Raw genomic sequence first — 10,567 nt, 5'->3', positions numbered from 1 at the left:
TGAGGCGTTACTTAACGGACGCTCTTTAATTGAAACTGTCTTTGATGAGCTTAAAAACCTGTGTCAGATTGAACACTCAAGGCATCGAAGCTTCACAGGTTTCGCTGCTAATCTTTTAGCAGGACTCATTGCTTACTGTTGGTTTCCCTTTAAGCCGACACTCAAGAACGTGTCGGCTTATGGACAAGCTGCAAAAAACTAAGCTGTTTCAATGATTTAGGCAAGCTCTTATCCCGAACTCAGGTTAAATTATTAATTACTGATAATTACGATATAGTTTATTTGAATAGCTTCTTTTCACCTAAGTTCTCTTTTTTCCCTTTACTGGTAAGTAAGTTTTTAAGGCGAAAAATAGTCCTAGGTACAAGAGGAGAGTTTTCAGACGGTGCGCTCAAGTTGAAAACTAAAAAGAAGAAAATTTTTATAGAAATTTATAAACTCTTGAAATTGCCACATGGTATCGTGTTTCAAGCTTCAAGTGAGTACGAAGCTGCGGACATTAGAAGAGGATTAGGGTCTAAAATAGATATTTTTATAGCTGAAGATATTGCAGCGCAGGAGTTTGCGGAAAACTTACCAAATCGAGAACAGACTACTAAAGCTATTTTCCTTTCTCGTATTTCTCCTATGAAAAACTTAGACCTAGCCTTAAATATACTCAAAAAAGTTAAAGAGCCTTTACTCTATGATATATACGGCCCCATAGAAGATGAATTATATTGGAAAAAATGTCAGGAAGTTATAGCTGAACTACCACCTAACATAGTTGTACAATATAAAGGAGAGCTAACCCCTGACCAGGTAGTGTCTAAATTATCATCTTATGACTTCTTCTTTATGCCAACAAAAGGTGAGAATTATGGTCATGTTATTGCTGAAGCATTATGTGCAGGACTACCTTTAGTAATTTCGGACACTACTCCTTGGCGAAATCTAGAAAGCTTAGGTATTGGTTGGGATTTACCTTTAGATAATCTAGATGTATTTAGCGAGGTGATAGATAAGCTAAGCGTTATGTCAGAAGATGAACACCTTGAGATGAGACAGACTGTACTCAAGTGGGCTAAACAAAAATTTGCTCAACGTAACGCTATTGAATCTAATATTACTATGTTTCGTTATGCTTATAATAAGAAGAAAGGAATAAATAATGCCATTTAAAAATAAAACCCTTCTAATAACCGGTGGCACAGGCTCATTCGGAAACGCTGTACTAAAAAGATTTTTAGATACAGATATTGGCGAAATTCGTATCTTCAGCCGTGATGAAAAAAAACAGGACGATATGCGTAAAGCATACTCTAATCCTAAGCTTAAGTTTTATATTGGTGATGTACGGGATTATCAGAGTATATTAAATGCTACGCGCGGTGTGGACTTCATTTATCACGCAGCGGCATTAAAACAAGTGCCTTCTTGTGAATTTCACCCGATGGAAGCGGTGAAAACTAACGTTATTGGTACTGAAAATGTCTTGGAAGCCGCCATCCAAAATAAAGTAAAGCGTGTGGTGTGCTTAAGTACTGATAAAGCCGTCTACCCTATCAATGCAATGGGGATTTCAAAAGCCATGATGGAAAAAGTCATGGTGGCTAAGTCTCGTAATTTAGAAGGTCTAGATACGGTCATTTGTGGTACTCGTTATGGTAACGTAATGGCTTCACGTGGCTCAGTAATTCCTTTATTTGTCGATCAGATTCTAAAAGGCAAGCCTCTGACCATTACTGATCCAAATATGACACGATTCATGATGACACTAGAGGACGCTGTTGATTTAGTACTATATGCGTTTGAGCATGGTGAGAATGGGGATATATTTGTTCAAAAAGCCCCTGCTGCTACTATTGAGATATTAGCTGAAGCACTGAAAGATCTAATGAAACTAAAAGATCATCCCGTGGTTATTATGGGTACTCGTCATGGCGAGAAGGCCTTTGAAGCACTTCTAAGTCGTGAAGAGATGGCAGTGGCAATTGACCAAGGGTACTACTATAAAGTCCCTGCTGACCAGCGTGACCTGAACTACGAAAAATATGTAGAAGAAGGTGATTTGCATATCACTGAGTTTGAGGACTACAACTCGCATAATACTGAGCGTTTAGATGTGGAAGGTATGAAAAAACTATTATTAAAGTTAGAGTTTGTACGCGCCTTGACTGAAGGTCGCTATATTGACCCGGAGGCATAGTCATGAATATTTTAGTCACTGGCTCGAATGGATTTATTGCTAAAAACCTGATTCAATTTTTATCAGAACAGCAAGAGACCAATATTTTAAGTTTTAATCGTCAGTCAAGTGATGATGATTTAGCGGATGCTATTGAAAAAGCAGACTGGATTGTGCATTTAGCAGGCGTTAATCGTCCTTTAAACGAGCAAGAGTTTATAGAGGGTAATGTTAGCCTAACCCAAAAGATTGCTAACCTACTAATAGAAAGTAATAAAAAAACACCTATCATTTTATCCTCATCTATTCAGGCAGAGCGCGATAACGCTTATGGTCAAAGCAAGTTAGGTGGTGAGCAAGCCTTATTAGAGTTACAGCAAAGCCATGGGAATCCAGTATATATCTGCCGCTTAGCCAATGTATTTGGCAAATGGTCTCGTCCTAACTATAATTCTGCTGTGGCCACTTTTTGCCACAATATCGCCAATGACTTGCCCATTCAAATTAATGATCCTGAGGCAATTATTCGTCTAGTGTACATTGATGATGTGGTAGAGACTTTCTGGAGAATGATACAAGGTAGCTATACTCCAGATCAGTATTTCTTAATCAATCCAGAGTATCAAATCACAGTAGGTCAGTTAGCAGATACACTTCAAGCTTTTAAAAATTCGCGCAATACCTTAACTACGCTACCTGTAGGTACTGGACTTACTCGAGCTTTATATTCTACCTATTTAAGCTTTTTAAAACCTAACCAGTTCGATTACACAGTTCCAAAACACGGTGATGAGCGTGGTGTCTTTGTAGAGATGCTTAAAACACCCGATGCGGGGCAATTCTCTTACTTTACTGCACATCCTGGCATTACCAGAGGCGGTCATTATCATCATAGTAAGACTGAGAAGTTTCTTGTTATTAAAGGCAAGGCCTTATTCAAGTTTAAACACGTCATTACTGATGAATACTATGAGCTAGAAACTTCAGGCGAAGAAGCAAGAATTGTTGAGACTGTTCCTGGTTGGACCCACGACATTACCAATATTGGTGATGATGAAATGGTCGTTATGCTATGGGCCAATGAGATTTTTGATCGTGAAAAACCAGATACTTACGCAATGCCAATAACAGATTAAGAGTTATATTATGAATAAGTTAAAGTTAATGACAGTGGTTGGTACCCGCCCAGAAATTATCAGACTATCTCGGGTGATGCAGGCCTGTGACAAGTATTTTGATCATATTTTAGTTCATACAGGTCAAAACTACGATTATGAACTTAATGAAATCTTTTTTAATGACTTGGGTATACGCAAACCCGACCATTTCTTAAATGCGGCTGGTGCTACGGGTGCTGAAACCATCGGTAATGTGATTATCGGTGTTGATAAAGTATTAGATGAGGTTCAACCAGAAGCTTTGCTAGTGCTTGGTGATACCAATAGCTGTATGGCCGTTCTGCCTGCTAAACGTCGTAAAATACCAACTTTCCACATGGAAGCAGGAAATCGATGTTTTGATATGCGAGTGCCAGAAGAGATTAATCGTCGTATCGTGGATCACACTGCTGATATCAACTTAACTTACAGCACCATTGCTCGTGATTACTTGCTTGCTGAAGGCTTGCCTGCTGATTTGGTTATTAAGACTGGTAGCCCAATGTTTGAAGTTCTTAACCATTATAAAGCTAAGATTGAGGCCTCAAACATCCTAGAGACTTTAGATCTTACAGAGAATGAGTACTTTATCGTTAGTGCCCATAGAGAAGAAAATATTAACTCGGATAAAAACTTTTTAGATTTAGTCGAAATGCTAAATGCCGTTGCAGACAAATACCAGTATCCTGTTATTGTATCAACTCACCCACGCACTCGTAACCGTATTGAAGAGTTAAACATTAAGTTTAATCCTCTCGTTCAATTATTAAAACCACTAGGTTTTAGTGATTACAATAAGCTGCAACTATCCGCTAAGGCAGCCTTATCAGACAGTGGGACTATTAATGAAGAATCCTCTATCTTAAACTTCCCTGCTCTAAATTTACGCCAAGCTCATGAGCGCCCAGAAGGCATGGAAGAGGCTGCTGTAATGATGGTGGGGCTTAAAGCAGACCGTATTTTACAAGGACTAGATATCTTAGAGTCTCAATTACGCGGTACTGAGCGTACTTTACGCTTAGTTGAAGATTATAGTATGCCAAATGTAAGTGAGAAAGTAGCTAGAATTATTCTGAGCTATACTGACTATGTCAATCGTGTTGTTTGGAAGAAGTACTAATGGCTACAAAAAGACCGACTACTGCTATCGTGAGTCGCAGCTTTTGGCCAGATAATCCTGCTATTGGGGAGGCATTATTACTATTAGCAGAGTCTCTTGGTAAGCAATCAGACTCGCTAGTAATTACTCAGGTCAGCAAGAGCTTTCCCAAGTTACTAGAAAAATCTGGCCGTGGTAAAAATGTTATATTCTCTACCTTACCCTCTTTGACTGATTCATCTAGCCCTATAATGCTACGCATTGGTGAGCTTCTACTCTTTACTGGATTTACATTTGCTAGTTTAGCTTGGCATAGACCCGACCAAGTGTACGTTGCTACGAACCCTCCAGTATTTACGCCTTTGGCTGTACGGTGGTACTGTAGTATCTTTAATAAAAGGTACATTTATCACCTACAGGACATTCATCCAGAGATTACCTCTATTGTTACTGGTAGAAAAAATATAGTAACCCAGTTAATATCTTATATTGACACTAAAACAATAGCTAAAGCCTCTTGTATCATTACTTTAACTGATCAAATGAAATCTTATATTAATAAAAGAGCTCAAAGAGAGTTATCCATAAAGTTGCTACCTAATCCTTCTGTGCAAGGAACAGGATCGGAGATTAAGACTGATCGAATTAAGGGCTTTATATACTGTGGTAATGCAGGAAGGTTACAGCGGATCCCTCTTTTAATTGAGGCTATTAAGAAGTATTTGGATGAAGGTGGTAAGCTGCCTTTCGTATTTGCAGGTGCAGGAATTTTTAAAGAAGATATAAAGCAGCTAGCAGATGCCTACGAGAACGTCACTTATAAAGGTGTTCTGTCTGCCCAAGATGCATCAAGGCTATTACATAAATATAGTTTTGGACTTATGCCTATTGAAGATGAAGTTACTAATTATGCCTTCCCTAGTAAGTCTTCTTCTTATGTATTTTCAGGCTGTGAAGTTATAGCTATCTGCGGTGAAGGTACTAGTGTTGCTAGCTGGGTTAGAGAAAATAAACTAGGCTATGTGATTCAACCTGAAACCGAAGCCTTAGCTAATTTATTTCATAAGTTAGAAAAGCTACCTTTATCTGAGACTGCTATAAACTTTAGCTTCTTTGAAGAACTAACCCCTGCCTATCATGCTAAGGCTCTAGAAGAAATCCTTAAGCAGATATCAGTATAATAAATATATATATAAGAATTTGCCATGCTTAAAAGACTAATAGATATAACCGCAAGCAGCGTTGCATTAGTAGCACTCTCTCCTGTGTTAGCAGTGACCGCTTATAAAGTTAAAAAAGACTTAGGCTCACCTGTTCTATTTAAGCAAACTAGACCAGGCCTAAATGGTAAACCGTTTGAAATGATTAAGTTTCGAACCATGAAGGATGCCACTGATAAAGATGGAAACCTTTTACCAGACAGCGAGCGCCTAACACCATTTGGTCAAAAACTACGCAGTACTAGTCTCGATGAGCTGCCTGAGCTCTGGAATGTATTAAAAGGTGATATGAGCTTAGTAGGCCCTCGCCCACTGCTAATGGAGTACTTGCCTCTGTATAACAGCGAACAAGCGCGTCGTCATAATGTTCGACCAGGGGTAACAGGCTATGCTCAAGTCAACGGTCGAAATGCGATTAGTTGGGAGCAAAAATTTGCCCTCGATACTTGGTATGTTGATAACCAATCACTGTGGCTAGACTTCAAAATTCTAGCGAAGACAGTTAAACAAGTACTTATCAAGGATGGTATTAGTGCTGAAGGCGAAGCCACAATGAGCAAGTTTACTGGAAATCAAATTTAATAAGGATATGTGATGAATAAGCTAATCGGTGTTTACGGTGCTAGCGGTTTTGGTAGAGAAGTAATGCCTTTAGTTAGAAAGCAATATGCTCACCTAAATAAAGAGGCATTTGTATTTATTGATGATGCAGATACTATAAATGATTTAAATGGATATAAAGTCATCACTTATAAAGACTTTTTGGAGCGTGATACTCATAACAAATATATCACAATTGCTATTGCAGACAGTAAAATACGTCAACTATTAGCCGATAAGCTCATTGCAGACGATATTCAAAACATCGACGTGCAAGCAGATAACGCTACTATCTTAGATAACGTAGAACTTGGTGAGGGTAGTATTATTTGTCATCACACCTGTTTGACTTCTAATATTAAAGTCGGCAAATACTTTCATGCTAACATCTATAGTTATATAGCTCACGATTGTATTATTGGTGATTATGTAACCTTTGCGCCAAGAGTTAGCTGTAATGGTAATATCCATATTCATGACCACGCCTACATTGGAACAGGTGCTATTATAAAGCAAGGTACGCCTGACAAACCACTTATCATAGGAAACGGGGCTGTCGTAGGTATGGGTGCTGTAGTCACTAAAGATGTACCTGCCGGTGCTGTTGTCGTTGGAAACCCTGCTAAACCCTTAGTTAAAAAATAGACTTCTAACAAGTTTCATAAAATGAGGAATAGGCCTAATAATACTGCGTATTCCTTATAGTTCTCATAAGGTATAACCTATTATGCTAAACACTCTATTCCAACCTTGGCCTAGCTTCACTCAGGAAGAAGCCGATGCCGTTAGTCGTGTGCTACTGTCTAATAAAGTCAACTACTGGACGGGTACTGAAGCCCGTGAATTTGAAAAAGAATTTGCTCAATTTGCAGACAGCAAATACGCGATTGCAGTTAGTAACGGTACCACAGCACTTGATTTGACACTACACACCTTAGATTTACAGCCTGAAGATGAAGTTATTGTGACGCCGCGTACCTTTATTGCCAGCATCTCAAGTGTGATTACCGCTGGTGCTAAGCCTGTGTTTGCAGATATTGATGCCGACAGCGGTAATATCTCACCTGACACCATCGCTGCTGTTATCACAGACAAAACTCGCGCCATCGTCTGTGTACATTTAGCCGGTTGGCCATGCGATATGGACGGTATTATGGCATTAGCTGATAAGCATGATTTGTATGTGATTGAAGACTGTGCTCAAGCACATGGTGCAAAATATAAAGGTCGTAGTGTGGGTAGTATTGGTCACTTTGGTGCTTGGAGCTTCTGCCAAGATAAGATTATGACCACTGGCGGTGAAGGTGGCATGGTTACGACCAATGATGAGAGTCTCTGGCGTAAGATGTGGGCTTATAAAGACCACGGTAAGAGCTACAAAGCAGTTTATGAAACCGAGCACCCACCTGGCTATCGTTGGTTGCACGAGAGTTTTGGTACCAACTGGCGCCTGACTGAAATGCAAGCGGTTATTGGACGTATTCAATTGACCCGTATGGCTGAATGGACCGCTAAACGTACTGCAAATGCTCAAGCCATACTTGATGCTTGCAAGCCTTGGGAAAAAAAGGGCTATTTGAATGTTCCTGTAATGGAACAGACCCCAGGCTTTGAAGACTGTACTCATGCTTACTACAAGCTGTATGTCTATGTAAAACCCGAAGACCTACCTGAAGGCTGGTCGCGTGATCGTATTATCAGCGAAATTAACGAGATAGGTGTTCCTTGCTATTCAGGCTCTGCTTCTGAAGTTTATTTAGAAAAAGCTTTCGATAACACAGGGCTGCGTCCAGAGCCAAGACTGCCTGTAGCTAAGCAGCTAGGGGAATCAAGCCTAATGTTTTTAGTCCACCCTACCCTGTTAGATAGCGAAATCGAAAAGACAGTTGAGGCTATTAATACTATATTCTCTAAAATAGATAGCCTTTAGATAAACTATCTATATAGCCTATAATAGTAGCTTTACTTAACTATTATCATTATTATGAGCGACCAGATACTTTTTAAATCTCCCTATAGCTTAAGGCCCCACCCTATGAAAAAGACTTTCACTTTGAAAAGACTGAGTGTACTACTAAGCCTAAGTTTAGTAGGTACACTAGCTAGTGCTCAGAACTTACAGATGAATGACATGAGCTTAAAGTCAGAGCTAGACTGGTTAAGAGCGCAAGGCGTTATTCAAATCAGCACCAGTACTTGGCCCCTGACAGCCAATGAAATTAATAGAGCCTTGTCTAATGCAGATATTCGTACTGCTGAACAACAGCAAATTGTTCAATCTATTCGCTATACCCTGAGTAAAGATCCTAAGTCTTTAGTTAATACTAAGGTCTCAGCGTATGCCCAAACTGATAGAGAGCAACTACCTCAAAGCTTCGCTGATGATAAAACCGCTAACTTTCAAGCCGCTGCCCAAGTAGGCTTAAGTGAAGAAGATTGGGAAGTTAATATTCGCGCTAATGTCAAAGATAAAGACATGATTAATGATGAAGACTTAAGCTTTGAAGGTTCGTATTTAGCAGGTAAATATGCCAACCAGTGGCTCATTGCGGGCCAGATCCCTACTTGGTGGGGACCAGGTCATGACGGCAGTCTTATCCGTGGTGACGCTAGCAAGCCTGTCACTGGTGTCACTATGCAGCGTGATACACAAGAAGCACCAAGCCATCCTTATTTGAACTGGATCGGTCCTTGGCACTATCAGCTTTTCGCTGGTCAATTAGAGGACTATGAGGCAGCCAAAGATGCCAAACTAATTGGTATGCGTCTAACAGCAAGCCCAACAGACTGGTTAGAAGTCGGTGCTTCACGTACCTTTATGTGGGGCGGTGAAGGTCGACCTGAAAGTGCCAGTTCGTTTTGGGATGCTATCAAAGGCACTAAAGATAATGGCGGTCGCGATGGAGGTGACCCAGCCAACCAATTGGCTGGCTTTGATGCTCGCGTTAACTTAGCGCCTTTAGTCAATGTACCCGTAAGTGTTTATGGCCAATATATTGGTGAGGATGAAGCTGGTGGCTTACCTGCTAAAAATATGTACCTAGCAGGGGCTGATTTCGCATCAAGCTTAAATACAACTAATATGGGCTCTATGCCATATCAGTTATATACTGAATGGACGGATACCCGTACTAGTGGTGAAGTTCGCGATATTTCTTATACTCATAGCAACTATACCGATGGCTATTACCAACACGGTTACCCATTAGGTTATTCTCTAGGCGGAGATACCGAAAGTATTGCAGTGGGTGGTAAACTTTGGGTAAATAATCAAAACTTTATTAATGCAAAAGTGCAGCACGCTAAAGTTAATCAATCAGGTTTAGAAGGAAAAAGATCTCATCTGAATAATCGTGCTTTTCCAGATTCGGACAAATTAACAGTATTAGATGTCGCTTGGGAACATCAGCTAAACCCAAAAACTACCATTTCTAGCCGTGCTTGGGTATCTGATTCTGATATCCACTCTACAGATGTTGGTGGCGGTATTGGGGTTGAATTTGCTAACTTCTAACACTTAGCTATACCTTCTATATCAAAAAAGCTCTAAGCCTAAATGAACTGAACCCCATAAGTTGGACTCAACTTATGGGGTTTTTTTATGCGTTACGACCTAGACTGTAAGCATCCGACCATCCCATCTTTTTTTCTATTAAAAAATGCGTAAGCATCCGACCATCCCATCTTTTTTTCTATTAAAAAATGCGAGATAGTGTCCACGAACAAATAATCGTGGACACTAACATGACAACACAATCTCCTAATAAACCCAAACGCAGAACTTACAGCGCTGAGTTTAAAGCGCTTTTAGTAAAAGAAGCGACAGACTCAGGTCAATCAATTGCCAGTATCGCTCGAGAGCATGGCATCAACCAAAACCTTCTACATAACTGGAAACGCCAGTATCAGCGGGCACATGCTCAAGCTGACACATTACCTGGTGCTATAAACAGGTCACATGATCCAAACCCGCACTTTATTCCAATTCATCTTGAGCCTGAAGGTGCGCATCTACGCTCAGCATCCGTCATACAAAACATCAAACTGCAAATCACATCTCGAGCATCTGGGACGATAAGCCTCAACATTGCCCAAATAGACACTCAAAGCTTGATTGACCTACTACGGGGACTGCAATGATACCCATCACTCACATCTGGCTATCCCCACGCCCATGGACATGCGATGTGGCAGTGGCAAACTACTGGCCCACATCCTCACCGAACACCAAAGCATTCGCCCTCACTGTGCCTACCTGTTTTACAACAAAGCAGGCACACGCCTAAAAGTATTCATTCATGATGGGCTTGGCGTATGGCTTTGT

Annotated in this window: 12 protein-coding genes; all 12 read left to right on the top strand. The window is 40.3% G+C overall.

Features of this window, described 5'->3' with window-relative positions; translation table 11 throughout:
* Nucleotides 1-202 (top strand): transposase (locus tag A1019T_RS11750; protein ID WP_143514111.1); only part of this gene is annotated, 202 nt, incomplete at its 5' end.
* Between the two features lie 194 nt (nt 203-396).
* Complete coding sequence (locus A1019T_RS11745; protein ID WP_208608078.1) at nt 397-1,161, top strand: glycosyltransferase family 4 protein; 765 nt, start codon at nt 397-399, stop codon at nt 1,159-1,161.
* Nucleotides 1,151-2,188, top strand: coding sequence for a polysaccharide biosynthesis protein (locus tag A1019T_RS11740; protein WP_077451808.1), 1,038 nt, complete (start codon nt 1,151-1,153; stop codon nt 2,186-2,188). Before A1019T_RS11745 ends, A1019T_RS11740 begins: the two co-directional genes overlap by 11 nt.
* A 2-nt stretch (nt 2,189-2,190) precedes the next feature.
* Complete coding sequence (gene wbjC / locus A1019T_RS11735) at nt 2,191-3,303, top strand: UDP-2-acetamido-2,6-beta-L-arabino-hexul-4-ose reductase (RefSeq protein ID WP_077451806.1); 1,113 nt, start codon at nt 2,191-2,193, stop codon at nt 3,301-3,303.
* Between the two features lie 10 nt (nt 3,304-3,313).
* The gene (gene wecB / locus A1019T_RS11730) at nt 3,314-4,444 is read left to right on the top strand and encodes a non-hydrolyzing UDP-N-acetylglucosamine 2-epimerase (protein ID WP_077451804.1); all 1,131 of its coding nucleotides are present in this window, start codon (nt 3,314-3,316) and stop codon (nt 4,442-4,444) included.
* A complete protein-coding gene (locus tag A1019T_RS11725; RefSeq protein WP_077451802.1) occupies nt 4,444-5,604 on the top strand; it encodes a glycosyltransferase in 1,161 nt (386 codons plus the stop codon). Before wecB ends, A1019T_RS11725 begins: the two co-directional genes overlap by 1 nt.
* A gap of 24 nt (nt 5,605-5,628) precedes the next feature.
* Nucleotides 5,629-6,225, top strand: coding sequence for a sugar transferase (locus A1019T_RS11720; RefSeq protein ID WP_077451800.1), 597 nt, complete (start codon nt 5,629-5,631; stop codon nt 6,223-6,225).
* A gap of 12 nt (nt 6,226-6,237) precedes the next feature.
* Nucleotides 6,238-6,888, top strand: coding sequence for an acetyltransferase (locus tag A1019T_RS11715; RefSeq protein ID WP_077451798.1), 651 nt, complete (start codon nt 6,238-6,240; stop codon nt 6,886-6,888).
* 82 nt (nt 6,889-6,970) lie between these two features.
* Nucleotides 6,971-8,173: a DegT/DnrJ/EryC1/StrS family aminotransferase gene (locus A1019T_RS11710; protein ID WP_077451796.1), complete on the top strand. Its 1,203-nt coding sequence runs from the start codon at nt 6,971-6,973 to the stop codon at nt 8,171-8,173.
* A 105-nt stretch (nt 8,174-8,278) separates the two neighbouring features.
* A complete protein-coding gene (locus tag A1019T_RS11705; RefSeq protein ID WP_077451794.1) occupies nt 8,279-9,757 on the top strand; it encodes a capsule assembly Wzi family protein in 1,479 nt (492 codons plus the stop codon).
* A 230-nt stretch (nt 9,758-9,987) separates the two neighbouring features.
* A complete protein-coding gene (gene tnpA / locus A1019T_RS11700; protein ID WP_208608077.1) occupies nt 9,988-10,383 on the top strand; it encodes an IS66-like element accessory protein TnpA in 396 nt (131 codons plus the stop codon).
* A partial coding sequence (gene tnpB, locus A1019T_RS11695; RefSeq protein WP_143514133.1) for an IS66 family insertion sequence element accessory protein TnpB occupies nt 10,358-10,567 on the top strand: 210 nt, incomplete at its 3' end. The genes tnpA and tnpB, both read left to right, overlap by 26 nt.

The sequence above is a fragment of the Psychrobacter piechaudii genome (assembly GCF_900162825.1).
GTDB classification, from domain to species: Bacteria; Pseudomonadota; Gammaproteobacteria; order Pseudomonadales; family Moraxellaceae; genus Psychrobacter; species Psychrobacter piechaudii.
Note: the sequence above shows the minus strand (reverse complement) of the source record. Positions and strands in the feature narration are given on the sequence as shown.

Bases quoted from the DNA above. Each gene is read 5' to 3' on its own strand.
- A1019T_RS11740 (WP_077451808.1), top strand. From the start codon at position 1,151: ATGCCATTTAAAAATAAAACCCTTCTAATAACCGGTGGCACAGGCTCA.
- wbjC (WP_077451806.1), top strand. From the start codon at position 2,191: ATGAATATTTTAGTCACTGGCTCGAATGGATTTATTGCTAAAAACCTG.
- wecB (WP_077451804.1), top strand. From the start codon at position 3,314: ATGAATAAGTTAAAGTTAATGACAGTGGTTGGTACCCGCCCAGAAATT.
- A1019T_RS11725 (WP_077451802.1), top strand. From the start codon at position 4,444: ATGGCTACAAAAAGACCGACTACTGCTATCGTGAGTCGCAGCTTTTGG.
- A1019T_RS11720 (WP_077451800.1), top strand. From the start codon at position 5,629: ATGCTTAAAAGACTAATAGATATAACCGCAAGCAGCGTTGCATTAGTA.
- A1019T_RS11715 (WP_077451798.1), top strand. From the start codon at position 6,238: ATGAATAAGCTAATCGGTGTTTACGGTGCTAGCGGTTTTGGTAGAGAA.
- A1019T_RS11710 (WP_077451796.1), top strand. From the start codon at position 6,971: ATGCTAAACACTCTATTCCAACCTTGGCCTAGCTTCACTCAGGAAGAA.
- A1019T_RS11705 (WP_077451794.1), top strand. From the start codon at position 8,279: ATGAAAAAGACTTTCACTTTGAAAAGACTGAGTGTACTACTAAGCCTA.
- tnpA (WP_208608077.1), top strand. From the start codon at position 9,988: ATGACAACACAATCTCCTAATAAACCCAAACGCAGAACTTACAGCGCT.